We start from the raw sequence: 20369 nt of genomic DNA, 5'->3' as shown, positions 1-20369 counted from the left end.
CCGGAGTTACCGCTCTCCGTCCCCCCGCCCCACCTGCTTGGCGACGAACGGCCCGTTGAACGTGCTCCCCCGAAAGTCGAGGTGGTCCCCTCCGTGGGTGGGCCCGCGAAAGGGACCCTCCTGGGGGTCGTCGGCGGTCCCACCGGAGAGCCCCGGACGGCCCCCGAACGGCCTCAGCTCCCGCAACACCGCCACCACCGCGGCGGCCGCGTTCGTGGCAGCCCGTGGCTGTGAACCTTCCGCATCGGCGCGGGACTTCTTGGCGTCGGCCCGGTCACTGATCCCCCGGATCACCAGCGCGTCCCCGCCCGCCAGGTGTACCGCGCTCGCGATTCCCGCCCCTTCCATCTCGATGGCGGCGGCGTCGTTGTAATGCGTCCGCAGATGTTCCGCCAGCGCGGACCGGGCAGAGGCCAGCACCACGTCCCCGGCGGCGATCGGCTTCAGATGGGCGTGCGGATCCTCCCGCAACGCCTCGCGCGCCGCCTGCTCCAGCCGGTGCGAGGCCCGCCACGCCTCGGGACGGACCAGGAGGTCCTTGTCGGTCTCCTTGCCGCCGTGGATGCCGTACACCTTCGTGGCCACGACCACGTCGCCGATTTCGATGTCGGGTTTGAGGCTGCCGGCAACCCCGACGAAGAACACGGCCTGGGGTTCGAGCCACGACATGACCCGCTCGGTGAGTGTGGCCGCCGTCAAATTGCCCTCGCCCAGCTCCAGCAGGGCTACTGACCAGGGCGTGCCCGACAAGCGGCCCACCGTTGCCAGAGTTCCGTACCGCGGATGGTCCCGCTTCTCCACGTCCGTCAGATGATCCCGTACGGCCGTGTACTCCAGCGGCAGCGCGGTCAGCACCGCGACAATGGGTTGCGTCACTCACTTAAGGTACTGCCAAGGGGCCTGCGCAGATGGCGTGTTGACACCATATGAGGGGGGAGACCGGGCAATGCCGGAACGCGACGTCACCGTGGCCCAGTTGCTCCTCGCCGAGTACCAGACCGTCAAGGACGAGCAGAAGACCCGTATCGGCTTCCGCGACAACCTCCTCTACGTCACCCTCACCATCGTCGCCGCCGTCATCGCCGCCGCGGCCCAGGCCAAGCAGCCCGAGATGCTGCTCGCGCTGCCCCCGGTATGTGTCGTGCTCGGCTGGACCTACCTCGTGAACGACGAGAAGATCTCCGCGATCGGGACGTATGTACGGGACGACTTGGGGCCCCGGCTCGCCGAACTCGCCCAGGCCGAGGCGGTGTTCGCGTGGGAGGCAGCCCACCGTTCCGACACCCGCCGACGCTCCCGCAAGGTCATCCAGTCCTCCATCGACCTGCTGGCGTTCTGCGTCGTCCCGCTCGCCGGGCTCATCGTCTACTGGGCCGCAGGCCAGACGACACCCGGCCTGCTCGCCCTCTCCGTCGTCGAGGCGCTCATCGTCGTCGGCCTCGGCCACCAGGTTCTGAGCTACGCACGACCGTCCAACTCGCCCCGCCCGCCTACCCCTTGACCCACCGATACTGCAACTCGGGCCGCCCCACAGTCCCGTACTGCGGACTGCGCGCCGCCCTCCCCGCCTCCACCAGATGCTCCAGATACCGCCGAGCCGTGATCCGGGAAATCCCCACCGCCTCAGCAACCCCCGCCGCGGTAAGTCCCTCCCCGCAGTCCCGCAGAGCGACAGTCACCTTCGCCAAAGTCGGCGCACTCAGCCCCTTCGGCAGCGCCGCGGGCGAAGGCGCGCGCAAGGCAGCCAGCGCCCGGTCGACCTCGTCCTGGCCGCTCGCCTCGCCCGCCGCCGCGTGGAACTCGGCGTACCGCACCAGCCGGTCCCGCAGCGTGGCGAAGGTGAACGGCTTCAGGACGTACTGGACGACCCCCAGCGACACCCCTTCCCGCACCACCGCCAGGTCCCGCGCCGACGTCACCGCGATCACGTCTGCGTGGTAACCGGCGGCCCGCAACGACCTGGCCAGCTGCAAGCCGTGCGCATCCGGCAGGTGCAGATCCAGCAACAGCAAATCCACCTGCGTACGCTCCAGCGCCCGTCTCGCCTCCGCCCCCGTGTGCGCCTTGCCCACCGCCACGAAGCCCGGCACCCGGCCCACGTACATCACGTGCGCGTCGGCGGCGACGGGATCGTCCTCGACGATGAGGACGCGGATCGGGTCGGCCGTAGTCATGAGGTACCACCTTTGGAAACCGAACCCGGGACGGAGCCCTGGGGCGACGTCCCGGCACCACCCGCACTCGCGTCCGTCCCCCACAACGGCAACCGCACCTCGAACACCGCCCCGCCCCCTTCCGCCTCAGCCACCGTCAACGTCCCCTCATGCCGGTTCACCGCCTGCCGTACCAGCGCCAGCCCCAGCCCCCGGCCGCCCGGTCCCGCCGGCTTCGTCGAGAAGCCGCGCTGGAAGACCGCCTCCGAGTGGGCCGGGTCCACCCCCGTTCCCGTGTCCGCGACCCGCAGCACCAGCGCGGAGCCGGAGCCCGCCGCGTCCGCCTCCGTGCGTGCCGTCACCGTGACCCGCGCCCGCAGGCTTCCCTGGGCCGCGTCCACCGCGTTGTCGATCAAGTTTCCGAGGATCGTCACCAAGTCCCTCGCGGAGAGCGAATCCGGCAGCAGGCCGTCGTCCAGACCGCTGTCCTCGGACACCACCAACTCGACGCCCCGCTCGTTGGACTGGGCCGTCTTGCCCAGCAACAGGGCAGCAAGTACGGGCTCGTTGACCGCCGAGACGACCTGGTCGGTCAGCGTCTGGGCCAGCTCCAGCTCGGCCGTCGCGAAGTCCACCGCCTCCTCCGCTCGGCCGAGTTCGATCAACGACACCACCGTGTGCAGGCGGTTCGCCGCCTCGTGCGCCTGTGACCGCAGCGCCTGCGTGAAGCCGCGTTCCGAGTCCAACTCGCCCATCAGGGACTGGAGTTCGGTGACATCGCGGAGGGTTACGACCGTTCCACGGCGTTCGCCGCCCGACACCGGTGAGGTGTTCACCACCAGTACTCGTGATGTCGTCAGATGCACTTCGTCCACCCGTTCCTCCGACGACAGGAGCGCCCCCGTCAGCGGTGCGGGCAGGCCCAGGTCCGCGACCGAGCGGCCCACCACGTCACCTGTTACTCCCAGCAGTTCGCGCCCGCCGTCGTTCATGAGCGCCACCCGGTACTGCCCGTCGAGCATCAGCAGTCCTTCTCGTACCGCGTGCAGCGCGGCCTGGTGGTAGTCGTGCATATGGCTCAGCTCGGTCGCGTTCATGTTGTGGGTGTGGCGGCGGAGGCGGGCGTTGATGACATATGTGCCTACGGCGCCCAGTGCCAGGGCGCCGGCCGCGACGCCGATCAGGGCCGTCACCTGGTCCTGCACCCGCTGGGTGATCGCCTCGACCCGGATGCCGGCGCTGACCAGGCCGATGATCCGGGTGTGGCCGGTGTCGTAGACGGGGGTGACCGCGCGGACGGACGCGCCGAGCGTACCGGTGTAGGTCTCGGTGAAGGACTCGCCGTTGAGGGCGGGCCCGATGTGGCCGAGGAACTTCTTGCCGATCTGGCTCCTGTCCGGGTGGGTCCAGCGGATGCCCTTCGGGTTCATGATCGTGACGAAGTCGACCTGGGTGTCGCGCTGGACGCGCAGGGAGTACGTCTCCAGGTGCGCGGTGGGGTCGGACGTACCGATCGCCGCCACCACCGACGGGGAGTCCGCGACCGAGCGGGCCACCGCTGTGGCCTGGCGGCCGGCCGCGTCCTCGGCCTGGCTGCGGTCGCTGACGTAGGTGAACAGCGCGTACCCGGCGACGACGACCGCTATCAGCACCGCCTGCATGCCGAAGAGCTGACCGGCGAGGCTGCGGGGGCGGGGGACGTGCGGGAAGCGCATGTCGTCAGTGTGCCTCTCAGGCATGGCGCGAACTAAATGAACGTAAGGGTGACCGGCCTCACAAGCCAGGAGATAGTCACCGCAACCCCCTGGGAGCCCCCATCTCCCGGATCTTCCCGGATGTGAGCCGCACAACGGGATTCCGCCGGTCGTGAGCCGCACGCCGGATGATGCCGACGACGTCGTCAAGGAGGGCAGCCGTGGCCAGCACCGCTCCCGCACCTGCCGCACCCCCCGCGAAGCGGGACCGTACCCACTACCTCTACATCGCGGTGATCGTCGCGGTCGCCCTCGGCATCGCCGTCGGGTTCATCGCGCCCGACTTCGCCAAGGAACTGAAGCCGATCGGTACCGGCTTCGTCTCGCTGATCAAGATGATGATTTCCCCGATCATCTTCTGCACGATCGTGCTCGGCGTCGGCTCCGTACGGAAGGCCGCACAGGTCGGCAAGGTCGGCGGACTCGCGCTCGGCTACTTCATCGCGATGTCGTTCGTGGCGCTGGCCATCGGCCTGGTCGTCGGCAACATCATCCACCCGGGCAGCGGCATGCACCTGACCGAGGCCGTCAAGGGCGTCGGACACACGCAGGCCCAGGCCGCCGCCGAGGGCCCCGTCGACTTCCTGCTCGGGATCATCCCGACCACCTTCGTGTCGGCCTTCACCGAGGGCCAGGTCCTCCAGACCCTGCTGATCGCGCTCCTCGCGGGCTTCGCGCTGCAGGCCATGGGCCGGACCGGCGAGCCGGTGCTGCGCGGGGTCGAGTACATCCAGAAGCTGGTCTTCCGCATCCTCGGCATGATCATGTGGGCCGCGCCCGTCGGCGCGTTCGGCGCGATGGCCGCTGTGATCGGCGAGACCGGCATGGACGCCCTCAAGGCGCTCGGCACGATCATGCTCGGCTTCTACGTCACCTGCTTCCTGTTCATCGTGGTCGTGCTCGGCACGCTGACCAAGCTGGTCGCAAAGGTCAACCTGTTCCAGCTGCTGAAGTACCTCGGCCGGGAGTTCCTGCTGATCGTCTCCACCTCCTCGTCCGAGTCCGCGCTGCCGCGGCTCATCGCGAAGATGGAGCACCTCGGTGTCAGCCGCCCGGTCGTCGGCATCACCGTGCCGACCGGCTACTCCTTCAACCTCGACGGCACGATGATCTACCTGACCATGGCCTCTCTGTTCATCGCCGACGCCATGGACCAGCCGATGAACATCGGCCAGCAGATCGGCCTGCTGCTCTTCATGATGGTCGCCTCCAAGGGCGCGGCCGGTGTCTCCGGCTCCGGCATCGCCGTACTGGCCAGTGGTCTGCAGTCGCACAAGCCGGCCCTGGTCGACGGTGTCGGCCTGATCATCGGCATCGACCGCTTCATGAGCGAGGCCCGCGCCGTCACCAACTTCGCCGGCAACGCCGTCGCCACGCTGCTCATCGGCACCTGGACCGGCGAGGTCGACAAGGAGCGGGTGAACCGGGTCCTCGCGGGTGAACTGCCCTTCGACGAGAAGACGTTGCTCGACGAGGACAGTGACGAGCACCTCGACGGCGTGCCCGAGCAGGGCGGCGAGAAGGAATTCGCCAAGGCCTGACCCGCCCCCCGAGCGGGGCGCCCGGACCCACCTGAACAAGGTCCGGACGCCCCACGGACTCCGGGCGGCTGGGTGTCCCCCCGTCGCTCAGCCGCCCGGTCCACCACGAGTCACCCGCCCTCCGGGGCCGGCGTTCAAGCAGATGCACTACCGTGCCGTGCCGTGCCGGAAACCTCCGGCACGGCACGTTCGCGTTCGGCGGGAGTCACGGGGGACATGGGCATGAAGATCGACTGGGACCGGCGGCACTGCGCACGGCACGGGCATGTGACGTACGCACCCGACGAAACGGTGCTGCGGGACCGGCTGCGCGCCGAGACCAAGCTCGGGGTGGCCTGGCGCTGTCTGCGCTGCGGCGACTTCGTGCTCGGCGACCCGCACGGTTCGGGGGCCGCCGAGAACGCGCCGCTGGTGCCGCGCGGGAAGGTGCTGCGGGACCTGTTCATCCTGCGGTTCCTGGCGATCGAGCGGGCCGTGCGCGGGGTGTTCATCGTGCTGGTCGCCGCCGCGGTGTGGAAGTTCAGCAACAGCCAGGACTCGGTGCGCAAGCTCTTCGACGAGTACCTCGACGTCTTCCGCCCCGTCTTCAGGCACTTCCACTACGACCTCGACCACTCGCCGGTCGTCGGCTCCATCCAGAAGACCTTCGGCTACAAGCACTCCACGCTGGTCCTGGTCGCCGTACTGCTGCTGGCGTACGCGCTGATCGAACTCGTCGAGGCGGGCGGACTCTGGTACGCGAAGCGCTGGGCGGAGTATCTGACGGTGGTCGCGACCGCCGCGTTCCTGCCGCTGGAGATCTACGAACTCACCGAGCACATCAGCTGGTTGAAGATCGCCACCCTCGTGCTCAACATCCTCGCCGTCCTCTACATCGCCCTCGCCAAGCGGCTGTTCGGGCTGCGCGGGGGGCGCAAGGCCTTCGACGAGGAACGCGAGAGTGCGTCCCTGCTCGAAGTGGAGACGTCCGCGGGCGTGATGGTCTGACGGCCAGGACGCTCTCACCCTTGGCTACCGCACCACCTCAGGCAACCACTCCCGGGCCCGAGTGAACGTGTAACCGAGCTGTGTGGCACGGGAGTTGTCCATGCCGTAGGAGCGGGCGAAGGAGAACGGGAAGGTCTCGCCCTCCGGCGCCGTCCGGAACACCACCCGGCCGGCCGGGATGTGGACGGCGATCGCCTCGCACAACTCCTCCGTGCTCAGCAGGCCGTGGGAGGCCGCGTTGACCGGGCCGGTGAAGTCCTGGCCGGCCGTCCAGAAGAGGAAGTCGGCGATCTCGTCGACGTGGATGTAGGTCGCCGGGTGGTTCACGGCCGGTACGGCGATCGGCTCGCCCGTGCGGATACGGTCGGCGTAGTGCTGGAGGCGGCCGGTGAAGTCGTCCGCGCCGCCCAGGACATGGGCCACGCGGACGGCCGTATACGGGAACTCCGGTCCGGGCGCCGCGAAGACCGCCTCCGCCTGGCGCTTTCCCTCGCCGTAGTGCGTGTCGAGGAACTCCGGGTCGTCCCAGGGGAGTTCGAGATCTACGGGCACGGCGAGCGGATCGACGGCCGCCTCGCCCACGAGGTCGGCCGAGTCCTCGTACTCGTACACCTCGACCGTTGACGTCATGACATAGCGGCCGGTGCGGCCGGTGAAGACGCGGCGGGCGATCGCCGCCTGGCGCGGGGTGTAGCAGACCTGGTCGACTACGACGTCGAAGGTGCGCGGGCCGAGAGCGGTGCGCAGCGCGTCCTCGTCGTCGCGGTCGGCGATCAGGTGCGCCGCTCCGGCGGGCGGCGCCGACGAACCCCGGTTGAGGACCGTGACCCGGTCTCCGGCGGCCGGCAGCCGGGCCATCAGCCGCTTGCCGAAGTAGCGGTTCCCGCCGATGACCAGTACCTCTCGCGCTTTTCCCATGACCATAATTCTGCTGGCGTACCCGCGCGGACTGAAGGGGAAGACATGGGAGTTCCGGCCGCCGCACCGAAAGAACCACGGCATTCGCATGCCGGTGCCGACGAAACACCGGTGGCCTTTGACGGCGTGGACCGGCAGATCCTCCAGCTCCTCCAGACCGACGGCCGGATCAAGCTCAGCGAGCTCGGGCGGCGCGTCCGGCTGAGTCCGGCGGCGGTCACCGAGCGGGTGCGGCGGCTGGAGACCGCGGGCGTGATCAGCGGCTACGGCGCCCGGGTGGTCCCGGGCCGGCTCGGCTACGGCATCCAGGCGTTCATCCGGGTCAACCCGCACGGCGGCTACAACCTGAAGCATCCCAGGACCCTGGAGCTGATCGGGCGCCCCGAGATCACCGAGGTCCACCATGTCGTCGGCGAGGACTGCTGGATCCTCAGAGTCGTCGTCCGGGACACCGCCCACCTGGAGGAGGTGCTCGACGAGGTCTCCGTGCTCGGGCGCACCACGACGTCGATCGTGCTGACCTCGCCGGTGGAGCGGAAACCGCTCTTGCCCCAACCGCTCTTGCCCTGACGTCGGCGTCAAGGATTACCGTCGTGGGCATGCGAATCGGCGAGCTGGCCGCGCGGGCCGGGACCACGACGCGGACTCTCAGGTACTACGAGTCGCGGGGGCTGTTGCCCGCGCGGCGTGGCGGCAACGGGTACCGGACGTACGACGAGGGCGATCTGAAGCTGCTGCGGCAGATCAGGACCTTGCAGGACTTCGGGTTCGACCTGGAGGAGACGCGGCCCTTCGTGGAGTGTCTGCGGGCCGGGCACCCGGAGGGCGACTCGTGCCCGGCGTCGCTCGCGGTCTACCGGCGCAAGCTGGCCGAACTGGATTCCCTGATCGGGGAGCTGCAGGCGGTGCGGGCGGAGATCGGGGTGCGGCTGGCGTCGGTCGAGGAGCCATCACCATTGTGCGAACTGGGAGGGCGTGAGCTGTGATCGACGTAGCGGGCGTGACGGACGTGACGGACGAGAATTTCTCGGCGGAGGTGATCGGAGCCGAGTTGCCGGTGCTGGTGGAGTTCACGGCGGACTGGTGCCCTCCGTGCCGGCAGATGGGACCGGTGCTGCGGGCCCTCGCCGCGGAGGAGGGCGAGCGGTTGAAGGTGGTGCAGCTGAACGTGGACCAGAATCCGGAGACCACGAACGCCTACAAGGTTCTCTCGATGCCCACGTTCATGGTCTTCCGGGGCGGTGAGCCGGTGAAGGCCATGGTGGGAGCCCGGCCGAAGCGGCGGCTGCTGGAGGAACTGGCCGACGTGATCTGAACCCGCTGGCACGAAAAAATCCCCTGAGCAATTGCGCTCGGGGGATTCTTTTGCGTATATTTAATGGTTCGCGACTTCACGGAAATTAGGTCGCAAAGAGGCTCACTGAGCACAGTATATAGGTCCGGGAGTGGAATTGTCAAACAGCGATGAAATTCACGGCGAGCAGGAATTCATCGACGGTCTGTACGCGCGCGTGGACGCGCTGCGCGGCGCCACCGAGGACTCCGTCCTGGACGCGCTCGGGCAGAGCAACACGCCCAGGCAGGCCCGGCTGGAGCGGGACATCCTGGTCGCCGAGCGCTCGGGGCTGCTCGCCGCGCTGAACGCCGTGGAGGGCTCGCTCTGCTTCGGCCGGATCGACCTGGCCTCCGGGGTCCGGCACCACATCGGCCGTATCGGCGTCCGCGCCGACGACGCCGACCTCACCCCGATCCTGATCGACTGGCGGGCCGACGTCGCCCGTCCGTTCTACCTCGCCACCGGCCACACCCCGATGGGCCTGCGCCGCCGCCGGCACCTCACCACCGACGGCCGCCGCGTCACCGCCCTGCACGACGAGATCCTCGACCTCGGCGACGCCACCCGCACCGGCCACGAGGACCCGACCGGCGACGCCGTGCTGTTGGCCGCGCTCAACTCCGCGCGCACCGGGCGGATGAACGACATCGTGCAGACCATCCAGGCCGAACAGGACGAGATCATCCGGGCGCCCCATCGCGGGGTGCTCGTCGTCGAGGGCGGACCCGGCACCGGCAAGACCGCCGTCGCACTGCACCGGGCCGCGTATCTCCTCTACGAACACCGGGAGTTGCTCGCCAAACGCGCCGTCCTCATCGTCGGCCCGAACCCCGCCTTCCTCGGCTACATCGGCGAGGTGCTTCCCTCCCTCGGCGAGACCGGCGTACTGCTCGCGACGGTCGGCGAACTCTTCCCCGGCGTGAAGGCGACCGGCGCCGACAGCCGGGCGGCGGCGGCCGTGAAGGGCCGCGCCGACATGGCGGGCGTCCTCGCCGCCGTCGTACGCGACTGGCAGTCGCTGCCCGATCCGGTGATCGCGATCGAGCACGACCGCGAGATCCTCATGCTCGACGACGGCCTGGTCCGGGTGGCCCGCGACCGCACCCGCGAGGCCCAACTCCCGCACAACGCGGCCCGCGAGTACTTCGAGGGGCACATCCTCAACACGCTCACCGAGATGGTCGCCGAACGCATCGGCACCGACCCCTTCGACGGCAGCAACCTCCTCGACCCCAGCGACATCACGCAGATCCGTGACGAACTCGCCGAGAACCCCGAAGTCTGGGCCGCCATCGACCAGTTGTGGCCGCGGCTGAGCCCGCAGTACCTCGTCGCGGACTTCCTCGCCGACCCCGTGGGCTATGTCTCCGACGACGACGCGGACGCCATCCGCCGCCCGGTGACCCGCGAGTGGACCGTGGCGGACGTACCGCTGCTCGACGAGGCCGCCGAACTCCTCGGGCGCGACGACCGGGTGCTGCGGGCGCGGGCTCAACGCGAGCGCGCTGAGCAAGTGTCGTTCGCGCAGGGCGTGTTGGACGTGTCCTTCGCCTCCCGGACCTTCGAGTTCGAGGACAAGGAGGAGGACGACCCCGAGGGCTCCGAGGTGCTGTCCGCGCACGACATCATCGACGCCGAACGCTTCGCCGAGCGGCACGAGGAGGAGGACCACCGCAGCGCCGCCGAGCGCGCGGCGGCCGACCGCACCTGGGCGTTCGGGCACATCATCGTCGACGAGGCGCAGGAACTCTCCCCGATGGCCTGGCGGTTGCTCATGCGGCGCAGCCCCACCCGCTCGATGACCCTGGTCGGCGACCCGGCCCAGACGGCGGAGGCGGCGGGCGTCGGCTCCTGGTCGGAGATCCTCGCCCCCTACGTCGAGGACCGCTTCACCCACACCCGCCTCGGCGTCAACTACCGCACCCCCGCCGAGATCATGGACCTCGCGGCGGCCGTCGTCCGCGCCGAGAACCCCGACTTCGAACCGCCCAGTTCGGTGCGTTCCACGGGCGTACGGCCCTGGGTACGGGCCACCGACGATCTTCCCGGCGCCGTAGCGAAGGCCGTCGGCGAATTGACCCCCTCCGAAGGCCGGCTGGCCGTCATCGCCCCCCGCGACCTGCACCGGCGGCTGGCCGCGCGACTCGACGGCGTGACGGCGGGCGCCGAGCCGGACCTGACGCGGACCGTCGTCCTGCTCGACCCGCGCCAGGCCAAGGGCCTGGAGTTCGACTCCGTGCTCGTCGTCGAGCCGGGGCGGTACGGCACGAGTGATCTGTATGTGGCGTTGACCCGGGCGACTCAGCGGCTCGGGGTGCTGCACACGGGGGCGCTGCCGCGGGCGCTCGCCGATGTACCGGAGGCGCTCTAGGCCGGCCGGAGCCACACCGTCGCCAGTGGCGGCAGCGCAAGCCGGATGCTCGCCGCCCGGCCGTGCCAGGCGGTGGGTTCCGGCTTGACGGGGTCGGGGTTGGTGACGTCGCTGCCGCCGTAGACGGCGGTGTCGGTGTTGAGGGTTTCGTGCCAGGCGGGGGTGTCGTCGGGGACGCCCAGGCGGTAGTCGTGGCGGACGACGGGGGAGAAGTTGCTGACGGCCAGGAGGGGGGAGCCGGCGGTGTCGTAGCGGAGGAAGGCGAAGACGTTGTCCTCGGCGGCGTCGCCGGTGACCCACTGGAAGCCGGTGGGGGTGGTGTCGAGCTGCCAGAGGGCGGGAGTCGTGCGGTAGACCGTGTTGAGGTCGCGGACCAGGTCGCGTACGCCCCGGTGGTCGGCTTCGGCGCCGTAGGCCGGGTCGAGGAGCCACCAGTCGGGGCCGTGGGTCTCGGACCATTCGGCGCCCTGGGCGAACTCCTGCCCCATGAAGAGGAGTTGCTTGCCGGGGTGGGCCCACATGAAGGCGAGGTAGGCGCGGAGGTTGGCGCGCTGCTGCCACCAGTCGCCGGGCATCTTCGAGACCAACGACCGCTTGCCGTGGACGACTTCGTCGTGGGAGATCGGGAGGACATAGTTCTCGCTGTAGGCGTACACCATGGAGAAGGTCATCTCGCCGTGGTGGTGCCGGCGGTGGACCGGGTCGTGTGTCATGTAGTCGAGCGAGTCGTGCATCCAGCCCATGTTCCACTTGAACCCGAAGCCGAGGCCGCCGGTGTCGGTGGGCCGGGTGACGCCGTCCCAGGCGGTGGATTCCTCGGCGATCGTCACGACGCCGGGCACCCGCCGGTACACGGTCGCGTTCATCTCCTGGAGGAAGGCGACGGCGTCCAGGTTCTCCCGGCCGCCGCGCTCGTTCGGGGTCCACTGGCCCGGCTCGCGGGAGTAGTCGAGGTAGAGCATCGAGGCGACCGCGTCCACGCGCAGGCCGTCGATGTGGAACTCCTCGCACCAGTAGACGGCGTTCGCCACCAGGAAGTTGCGCACCTCGCGGCGGCCGAAGTCGAACTCCAGGGTGCCCCAGTCGGGGTGCGCGGCCCGCAGCGGATCCTCGTGCTCGTACAGGGGCCGTCCGTCGAACTCGGCCAACGCCCAGTCGTCGCGCGGGAAATGGGCCGGCACCCAGTCCATCAGGACGCCGATACCGGCCTGGTGGAGGGCGTCGACCAGGAACTTGAAGTCGTCGGGGGTGCCGAGGCGGGCCGTCGGGGCGTAGAAGCCGGTGACCTGGTAGCCCCAGGAACCGCCGAAGGGATGCTCGGCGACCGGCATCAGCTCCACGTGGGTGAAGCCCAGGTCCTTGACGTAGGCGGGGAGTTGCTCGGCGAGCTGACGGTACGTCAACCCGGGCCGCCAGGACGCGAGATGTACCTCGTACACGGAGAACGGCGCTTCGTGGACCGGTGTTTCCGTCCGCCGGGCCAGCCACTCCGCGTCGTCCCACTCGTGGTGCGAGGCCGTGACGATGGAGGACGTGGCGGGCGGGACCTCGGTGCGGCGGGCCATCGGGTCGGCGCGCAGCGTCCTGGAACCGTCGGGCCTGGTGATCTCGAACTTGTACAGTTCGCCCTCGCCGATGCCCGGCATGAACAGTTCCCAGACACCGGTGCCGCCGAGCGAACGCATCGGGGCGCCCGTGCCGTCCCAGAAGTTGAAGGTGCCGGCCACCCGTACACCCTGGGCGTTCGGCGCCCACACCGTGAAGCGGGTGCCGGTGACCCCTTGGTGCGTCATCGGCTCCGCGCCGAGCGCCTGCCACAGCTGCTCGTGCCGGCCCTCGCCGATCAGATGCAGGTCCAGGTCACCGAGCGCGGGCAGGAAACGGTACGCGTCCTCGGTGTCCTGCACGGTGCCGTCGTAGGCCACGAGCAGCCGGTACTCCGGTACGTCCGGGAACGGGAGCAGCCCGGAGAAGAAACCGTCCCCGTCGTCGTGCAGCTCGGTCGTCGCCCCGTCCGTCACGACGGTCACTCCGAGCGCGAACGGCCGGAACACCCGGAACGCGACGCCGCCGGGGACCGGGTGGGCGCCGAGTACGGAGTGGGGGGCGTGGTGGGTGCCGTGGAGGAGGCGGTCGCGGTCCACGGCATCGAGGGCAGGGGATATGGCGATCTCCGGTGCGGGTGCGGGTGCGGGTGCGGGTGCGGGTGCGGGTGCGGGTGCAGGGATGGGTGTGGGTGTGGTCGAGTCGGTGCCTGTGTCGGCCGTCACCGTCTCGCGCGTGGCCTTCTTGTCGGCGGCGCTCGTCTTCTTGGCCGAGCCCTTTTTCATGGAGGCCTTCTTCAGCGAGTGCTTCTTCGCCGAGTTCTTCTTCCCGGCACCCTTCTTGGCCGTCGCCTTCTTCGCGGCGGCCTTCTTCGGGTCCGGACCGTTGGACGGGGGGCGCGGGGTCACGGGCGGGGCCTCCTGGGCGGGATGGGTCAGGTGGTGGGGTTGGCGAGGCGGCGTACGGCGGAGAGCGGGACCGGGAGCCAGTCGGGGCGGTGCCGGGCCTCGTAGACGACCTCGTAGACCGCCTTGTCCGTCTCGTACGCACGCAGCAGGACGGGGTCGGTGCGCGGGTCCGCACCGGTGATCTCCGCGTACCCGGAGCAGTAGGCGGCCCGGCACGTCCCGGCCCAGCCCGGTGCCGGCGGGTCGGCGGAGTGGGCCGCGTAGTCGAAGGAACGCAGCATCCCCGCGATGTCCCGCACCGGCGGCTGCGGCATCCGGCGTTCCGCCAGCGGCCTGGACGGCTCGCCCTCGAAGTCGATCAGCGACCACTCCCCGGACGGCGAGCGCAGGCACTGGCCGAGGTGCAGGTCGCCGTGGATGCGCTGGGCGGTCCAGGTGTGTCCCTCGGCCGCGAGATCGGCCAGCGCCGAGAACGCCGTACGCAGTCCGGGCGCGTACGGCCGGAGCGTGGGGACCGCCTGTGCCGCCGCGTCGAGCCGCTCGGTCATGCCCGTCACCAGCTGGTCCAGCTGTACGCGGCCCAGGGTCGTGGTCGGCAGTGCCCGGGCCAGTGCCACATGCACCTCGGCCGTGGCCCGCCCCAGCGCCCGCGCCTCCGCGCCGAAGTCCTCGCCCTTCCGCAGCTCGCGCAGCGCCAGCTCCCAGCCGTCGGTCGCGCCCCGCACGAACGGCTGGAGCACCCCGAGGACGTACGGCTCCTCGGCGAACTCCGCCCGCAGCCACGCCGTCGGCGCCGGCACCCGGGGGCAGCCCTCCAGGGCGAGGGCCAGCGGGAGTTCCAGGTCGGGGTTGGTGCCGGGGACGATCCGGCGCAGCAGCTTCAGGATGAACGTATCGCCGTAGACGACGGACGAGTTGGACTGCTCGGCGGTCATCAGGCGGGGGACCAGACCGGTCGCGATGTCCTGGCCGGAGTCCCGTTCGAAGCGCAGCCCGCCGATGTGGGCCTGGGTGCGCAGGGCCTCCAGGAGCACCTCGGCGGGCCGGGGGTCGTACAGGGCCTCGTACACCGTGCGTCCGGCGAGCGGGCCCTCCTCCACATGTCCGATCAGCGCGGGCGCGAGCCGGGGCGGCAGCGCCTCGCGCACCCCTATGAGGAGCTGGTAGCAGTCGCCCGGTGCGGGGGGCTGATGGGCGCGGACCAGCAGGTGGTAGAGGCCGAGCGCGCCGTCCGTGGGGAGGAGTTCGGTGGCGGCCACCAGCGAGAATCCGGTGACGGGACGGCCTTTGCCCGCGAACCACCGCTGCCTCGGCAGCCACTCCCGCAGGAGGGGGTCGAGGGACGCGAGGAGGCCGGGACCGGGACTGGTCCGGCCGGAAAGTGTGACAGTTTCCGCCATGGCGTCACGTTCCTTTCCCCGGGGTGGTCGGGGTATCACTGTTGCGTGCCCCTGGCGAGGCGGGGGAAACCGGATCCACCCCGCCTCACGGGGTGACTAGGCGGCTTCCTTGCGGAGCCGGAACCAGTAGAAGCCGTGCCCTGCCAAGGTCAGCAGGTACGGCAGCTCTCCTACGGCCGGAAAGCGGACCCCGCCGAACAGTTCGACCGGATGCCTTCCATTGAACGCCCGCAGGTCGAGTTCCGTCGGCTGCGCGAACCGGGAGAAGTTGTTCACGCACAGGACGAGGTCGTCCTCGTACTCGCGCAGGAAGGCGATCACCGCGGGATTCGACGACGGCAGTTCCCGGTACGAGCCGAGGCCGAACGCCAGGTTCTGCTTGCGGATCTCGATCATGCGGCGCGTCCAGTGCAGCAGCGAGGAGGGCGACGACATCGACGCCTCGACGTTGGTGACCTGGTAGCCGTAGACGGGGTCCATGATGGTCGGCAGCGACAGCCGGCCGGGGTCACAGGACGAAAAACCTGCGTTGCGATCAGGTGTCCACTGCATCGGCGTGCGGACGGCGTCGCGGTCGCCGAGCCAGATGTTGTCGCCCATGCCGATCTCGTCGCCGTAGTAGAGGATCGGCGAGCCGGGGAGCGACAGGAGCAGGGCGGTGAACAGCTCGATCTGGTTGCGGTCGTTGTCCAGCAGAGGGGCGAGCCTGCGCCGGATGCCGATGTTGGCGCGCATCCGCGGGTCCTTCGCGTACTCGGCCCACATGTAGTCGCGTTCCTCGTCGGTGACCATCTCCAACGTCAGCTCGTCGTGGTTGCGCAGGAAGATGCCCCACTGGCAACTCGACGGGATCGCGGGGGTCTTGGCGAGGATTTCCGACACCGGATAGCGGGACTCCCGGCGTACCGCCATGAAGATCCTCGGCATCACCGGGAAGTGGAACGCCATGTGGCATTCGTCGCCGCCGGTCTGGAAGTCGCCGAAGTAGTCGACGACGTCCTCGGGCCACTGGTTCGCCTCCGCCAGTACCACCGTGTCGGGGTACTGGGCGTCGATCTCCTTCCGCACCCGCTTCAGGAACTCGTGGGTTGCCGGAAGGTTTTCGCAGTTGGTGCCCTCGGCCGCGAAGAGGTAGGGCACGGCGTCGAGGCGGAAGCCGTCGATGCCCAGGTCCAGCCAGAACTTCAGCGCCGAGATGATCTCCTCCTGCACGGCCGGGTTCTCGTAGTTGAGGTCCGGCTGGTGGGAGAAGAAGCGGTGCCAGTAGTACTGCTTGCGGACGGGGTCGAAGGTCCAGTTGGAGGCTTCGGTGTCGACGAAGATGATGCGGGCGTCGGGGTACTGCTTGTCGTCGTCGGCCCACATGTAGTAGTCGCCGTAGGGCCCGTCGGGGTCTTTTCTGGACTCCTGGAACCACGGGTGCTGGTCGCTGGTGTGGTTCATGACGAAGTCGATGATGACCCGCATGCCGCGCTGGTGGGCGGAGTCCACGAAGTCCACGAAGTCCGCGAGGTCGCCGAATTCGGGGAGGACGGCGGTGTAGTCGGAGACGTCGTAACCGCCGTCGCGGAGGGGGGATTTGAAGAAGGGGGGCAGCCAGAGGCAGTCGACGCCGAGCCACTGGAGGTAGTCGAGTTTGGCGGTGATGCCCTTGAGGTCACCGACGCCGTCGCCGTTGCTGTCCTGGAAGGAGCGGACCAGGACCTCGTAGAAGACGGCGCGTTTGAACCACTCGGGGTCCCGGTCCTTGGCGGGAGTGTCCTCGAAGGTGTCCGGGACGGGCTCGTTGACGATCATATTGTGGGTGACCCTCCGATCTGCGGGGACGGTCGCAGGACGGTGAGGATGTGTGCGGGCCGGTTGCCCGGTTCCAGGCGCACATAGTTGGCCCTGCCCCAGTGATAGGTCTCACCGGTGAGCTCGTCGCGCACCGGCACCGACTCGTGCCATTCCAGGCCGAGTTGCGGCATGTCCAACGAGACCGTGGCCTCCTGGGTGTGGTGGGGGTCGAGGTTGACAACCACCAGAACCGTGTTCGAACCGCTCTGCTTCGAGTAAGCGATCACCGCCTCCTGGTCCACCTGGTGGAAGTGGAGGTCGCGCAACTGCCGCAACGCCGGGCTGCGGCGCCGGATGTCGTTCAGCTTGCCCAGCAATGGCGCGATGCTACGTCCTTCCCGCTCGGCCGACGCCCAGTCGCGCGGGCGGAGTTGGTACTTCTCGGAGTTCAGATACTCCTCGCTGCCGGGCCGTAGCGGAGTGTTCTCGCACAACTCATACCCGCTGTACACCCCCCACGTCGGGGAGAGCGTCGCCGCCAGCACCGCCCGGAGTTCGAAGGCGGGCCGGCCGCCGTGCTGGAGGAACTCGTGGAGGATGTCGGGGGTGTTCACGAAGAAGTTGGGCCGCATGTAGGCGGCCGCCTCGCCCGACAACTCACGCAGATATTCGGTGAGTTCCTGTTTGGTGTTGCGCCAGGTGAAGTAGGTGTACGACTGCTGGAAGCCGACCTGGGCGAGGGTGGCCATCATCGCGGGGCGGGTGAACGCCTCGGCCAGGAAGATCACGTCCGGGTCGGTGGCGTTGATGTCGGCGATGACCCGCTCCCAGAACACGACCGGCTTGGTGTGCGGGTTGTCCACGCGGAAGATCCGCACCCCGTGGTCCATCCAGTGCCGCAGCACCCGCAGCGTCTCGGCGATCAGTCCGTCCAGGTCGCGGTCGAAGGCGATGGGGTAGATGTCCTGGTACTTCTTCGGCGGGTTCTCCGCGTACGCGATGGTGCCGTCGGGGCGGTGGTGGAACCACTCCGGGTGCTTGTCCACCCACGGATGATCCGGGGAGCACTGGAGGGCGAAGTCGAGCGCGATCTCCAGGCCCAGCTCACCGGCGCGCGCGACGAACGCGTCGAAGTCCTCCAGCGTCCCGAGCCGGGGATCGATCGCGTCGTGGCCACCCTCCGGGGAGCCGATCGCCCAGGGTACGCCGACGTCCTCGGGCCCGGCGGACAGGGTGTTGTTCGGGCCCTTGCGGAAGGTCGTCCCGATCGGATGGATCGGCGGTAGATATACGACGTCGAAACCCATCGCGGCGATACCCGTGAGCCGTTTCGCCGCCGTACGGAACGTACCGTGCGGCTCGGCTGCCGTGCCTTCGGAGCGGGGGAAGAACTCGTACCAGGCGCCGTAGAGCGCCCGCTCCCGCTCCACCAGCAACGCGCGCGGCTCGGAGACCGTGACCAGTTCCCGCAGCGGATAACGGGCGAGGACCTCGTCCACCTCCGGCGTCAGCGCGGCGGCGAGCCGGGACGCGGCGGGGCGGGTCTCGTCGCGGAGGGCGGTGACGGCCGTGCGGAGAACGGGCCGGAGGCCCCTGCCCTTCGGCACCCCGGCGATGGCGCGCTCGTAGAGGCGCGCGCCCTCCTCCAGGACCAGGTCCGTGTCCATCCCGGCCGGGATCTTGATCCCCGCGTGGTGGCGCCAGGTGGAGACCGGGTCGCTCCAGCCCTCCACGACGTACGACCAATGGCCCGGCGCGTCCGGCGTGACGGTGGCGCCCCAGCGGTCGGTGCCCGGGGCGAGCTCCCGCATCGGGGTCCAGGGGCCGGGGCGGCCGTCCGGATCGTAGAGGACGACGTTGGCGGCGACCGCGTCGTGGCCCTCGCGGAAGACGGTGGCCGAGACCTCGAACGTCTCACCGGTGACCGCTTTGGCGGCCCGGTGGCCGTGCTGGACGACCGGCCGGACATCGAGGACGGGGATGCGTCCGATGCCGGGGGACGTGCCGACCGCGGAGGGTGGCTCCGGGGCGGGTGGTGCCGTGCCGGCGGGGCGCACGGGGGGCGTGGCCGTGCCGGGTGTCGGGGGTGCTGACGAGTGGTGCGTGGCGGGCATGACCGCTCCTGTCCGCGTCAACGTGGGTATGGGCGGATGGATGTGGGGAGGTGGGTCCTGCGAAGGAGATCCCGTGGTGCGTCTGGGGGTGTACCGGTGGAGCCTTCCCACCCTATTCGGGTTGGCAATCCGGCAGGTTGCTAACTACTTACGCGCAGATCTCCACAGAAGATCCGGCCCCGTCCTGGGCGAACGGGGCCGGAGCCGTCACTCCCGCACTACGACCGCGGTACTTGCAGAAGTTTGTCCGGCGAACCGAGCCCCTCACCGGACACCTTGCCGGAAACCGCCCCCGCGACGAGCGCCCTGGACACCTGTGCGGGTGTGGCGCGCGGATGAGCGCCGAGATAGACCGCCGCCGCGCCGGCCGCGTGCGGGGACGCCATCGACGTACCGGAGAAGGTCGCCTTCGCCGTGTCGCTCGTGTACGTCGCGGAGGTGATCGAGACGCCCGGGGCGAACAGGTCGACGGCCGGGCCGAGGTTCGAGAAGACCGCCCGGGCGTCGCTGCGGTCGGTGGCGCCGACCGTGATCGCCTCCTTCACGTCGGCGGGGGAGTACAGGCCGGCCGACAGCCCGTCGTTGCCCGCCGCCACCGTGTAGGTGACTCCTGAGGCGATCGAGTTGCGCACGGCGGCGTCGAGCTGGGCGTTGTGGTGGCCGCCGAGGCTGAGATTGGCCACAGCCGGTTTGTGCGCGTGCTGGGTGACCCAGTCGATCCCCGCGATGACCTGCGAGGTCGTACCGGCTCCCGCGTTGTCCAGGACGCGGACGGCGACCACCCTGGCCTTCTTGGCGACGCCGTACGTGGTGCCGGCGATCGTGCCGGCCACATGGGTGCCGTGGCCGTTGCCGTCCTGGGCGGTGATGTCGTCGTCGACGAAGTCCCGGCCGTAGCTCGCCCGGCCGCCGAAGTCCTTGTGGGTGATGCGGATGCCGGTGTCGATCACGTACACCGTCACCCCGCTGCCCCCGGAATCCGGCGAGGTGTAGCTCTTGTCCAGCGGCAGGCCCGGCTGGTCGAGGCGGTCCAGGCTCCAGGACGGCGGGTTGCGCTCGGTGCGGCTGCTGCTGTCCAGGGTCACCCGGGTGTCCTGGGCGACCGAGGCGACCCGCGGGTCCGCCGCGAGGAGTCTCGCCTGTCTCTCGTTCGCCTCGACGGCGTAGCCGTTCAGGGCCGTGCCGTAGGTGTGGCTTATTTTCGCCCCGTACTTCTCGGCGAGCCCCTTGCCGGCTGCCGACGGAGCCTCTGTTCCCCCTTTGAGTGTCACCAGGTAACTGCCGCTGACGGAGCCGGGTGCGCCGGCGCCGAGTATGGTCCCCTCCGGTGCGGCGTGCGCGGGCAGGGTGATGGCCGAAAACACCACGGCTGTGGCGACCGCGGTCAGTCCCCCCGCCCGGCGCAGACGCCGCGTACGCGTCCGTGCCATGGTCGAGTTCCCCTCCTTCAACTCTCCACTGGGCAGCCTCTCGTGCGGTGCGAAGCACCACAAGGGCGCATGAGGGGCCCTTTTCGGCCCAGGTCGGCATCATCCAGCCCGTCCGGCATTTGAGGACGACGTC

At 69.6% G+C, this 20369-nt stretch carries 16 protein-coding genes; 7 read left to right on the top strand and 9 right to left on the bottom strand.

Going from position 1 to position 20369, the window contains the following annotated elements; all coding sequences use genetic code 11:
• Positions 1-6: 6 nt before the first annotated feature.
• Positions 7-876 carry a 5'-methylthioadenosine/S-adenosylhomocysteine nucleosidase gene (locus OH768_RS16980; protein WP_406454491.1) on the bottom strand — a complete coding sequence of 290 codons (870 nt, stop codon included), beginning with the start codon at positions 874-876 and terminating at the stop codon, positions 7-9.
• A 70-nt stretch (positions 877-946) separates the two neighbouring features.
• On the opposite strand from OH768_RS16980, the gene OH768_RS16975 reads away from it, so the two are divergent.
• Positions 947-1501, top strand: coding sequence for a hypothetical protein (locus OH768_RS16975; RefSeq protein WP_406454489.1), 555 nt, complete (start codon positions 947-949; stop codon positions 1499-1501).
• Here the strand turns inward: OH768_RS16975 and OH768_RS16970 are convergent.
• Positions 1491-2174, bottom strand: a complete 684-nt coding sequence (locus OH768_RS16970; RefSeq protein ID WP_406454487.1) for a response regulator — start codon at positions 2172-2174, stop codon at positions 1491-1493. The genes OH768_RS16975 and OH768_RS16970 overlap by 11 nt on opposite strands.
• A complete protein-coding gene (locus OH768_RS16965) occupies positions 2171-3868 on the bottom strand; it encodes an ATP-binding protein (RefSeq protein ID WP_406454485.1) in 1698 nt (565 codons plus the stop codon). The genes OH768_RS16970 and OH768_RS16965 overlap by 4 nt, the downstream gene beginning before the upstream one ends.
• Before the next feature lie 167 nt (positions 3869-4035).
• On the opposite strand from OH768_RS16965, the gene OH768_RS16960 reads away from it, so the two are divergent.
• Together OH768_RS16960 and OH768_RS16955 are read left to right on the top strand one after the other, a co-directional pair.
• Entirely contained in the window at positions 4036-5448 is a 1413-nt protein-coding gene (locus OH768_RS16960) for a cation:dicarboxylate symporter family transporter (protein WP_406454483.1), read from the top strand.
• Between the two features lie 222 nt (positions 5449-5670).
• Positions 5671-6435 (top strand): DUF2127 domain-containing protein, encoded by a 765-nt coding sequence (locus OH768_RS16955; RefSeq protein ID WP_406465309.1) that lies wholly within the window; start codon positions 5671-5673, stop codon positions 6433-6435.
• Between the two features lie 24 nt (positions 6436-6459).
• Here OH768_RS16955 and OH768_RS16950 read toward each other — a convergent pair whose 3' ends face one another.
• Positions 6460-7359, bottom strand: coding sequence for an NAD-dependent epimerase/dehydratase family protein (locus tag OH768_RS16950; protein ID WP_406454481.1), 900 nt, complete (start codon positions 7357-7359; stop codon positions 6460-6462).
• Positions 7360-7464: 105 nt separating this feature from the next.
• On the opposite strand from OH768_RS16950, the gene OH768_RS16945 reads away from it, so the two are divergent.
• The 4 genes from OH768_RS16945 (at position 7465) to OH768_RS16930 (ending at position 11060) form a co-directional block, all read left to right on the top strand.
• Entirely contained in the window at positions 7465-7923 is a 459-nt protein-coding gene (locus tag OH768_RS16945; protein ID WP_406454479.1) for an Lrp/AsnC family transcriptional regulator, read from the top strand.
• A 29-nt stretch (positions 7924-7952) separates the two neighbouring features.
• Entirely contained in the window at positions 7953-8339 is a 387-nt protein-coding gene (locus tag OH768_RS16940; protein ID WP_359616079.1) for a MerR family transcriptional regulator, read from the top strand.
• A gap of 14 nt (positions 8340-8353) precedes the next feature.
• On the top strand, positions 8354-8668 hold the full coding sequence (locus OH768_RS16935; RefSeq protein WP_359616149.1) for a thioredoxin domain-containing protein: 315 nt from the start codon (positions 8354-8356) through the stop codon (positions 8666-8668).
• Positions 8669-8804: 136 nt separating this feature from the next.
• Complete coding sequence (locus tag OH768_RS16930) at positions 8805-11060, top strand: HelD family protein (protein WP_406454476.1); 2256 nt, start codon at positions 8805-8807, stop codon at positions 11058-11060.
• On the opposite strand, the gene glgB is transcribed toward OH768_RS16930, so the two are convergent.
• The 5 genes from glgB to OH768_RS16905 all read right to left on the bottom strand — a co-directional run bounded on the left by glgB (position 11057) and on the right by OH768_RS16905 (position 20236).
• Entirely contained in the window at positions 11057-13513 is a 2457-nt protein-coding gene (gene glgB, locus OH768_RS16925) for a 1,4-alpha-glucan branching enzyme (RefSeq protein ID WP_406454474.1), read from the bottom strand. The two genes, OH768_RS16930 and glgB, sit on opposite strands and share 4 nt — an antisense overlap.
• A 26-nt stretch (positions 13514-13539) precedes the next feature.
• Complete coding sequence (locus tag OH768_RS16920) at positions 13540-14913, bottom strand: maltokinase N-terminal cap-like domain-containing protein (protein WP_406454472.1); 1374 nt, start codon at positions 14911-14913, stop codon at positions 13540-13542.
• A gap of 96 nt (positions 14914-15009) precedes the next feature.
• The gene (gene treS / locus OH768_RS16915; RefSeq protein WP_406454470.1) at positions 15010-16710 is read right to left on the bottom strand and encodes a maltose alpha-D-glucosyltransferase; all 1701 of its coding nucleotides are present in this window, start codon (positions 16708-16710) and stop codon (positions 15010-15012) included.
• Positions 16707-18806, bottom strand: a complete 2100-nt coding sequence (locus tag OH768_RS16910; RefSeq protein ID WP_406454468.1) for an alpha-1,4-glucan--maltose-1-phosphate maltosyltransferase — start codon at positions 18804-18806, stop codon at positions 16707-16709. Before OH768_RS16910 ends, treS begins: the two co-directional genes overlap by 4 nt.
• Before the next feature lie 218 nt (positions 18807-19024).
• Positions 19025-20236 (bottom strand): S8 family peptidase, encoded by a 1212-nt coding sequence (locus OH768_RS16905; RefSeq protein ID WP_406454466.1) that lies wholly within the window; start codon positions 20234-20236, stop codon positions 19025-19027.
• Positions 20237-20369: the final 133 nt, after the last annotated feature.

The sequence above is a fragment of the Streptomyces sp. NBC_01622 genome (genome assembly GCF_045209635.1).
Classification (GTDB): domain Bacteria; phylum Actinomycetota; class Actinomycetes; order Streptomycetales; family Streptomycetaceae; genus Streptomyces.
The sequence above is the reverse complement of the archived record's forward strand: the minus strand, read 5'-3'. Positions and strand labels throughout refer to the sequence as shown.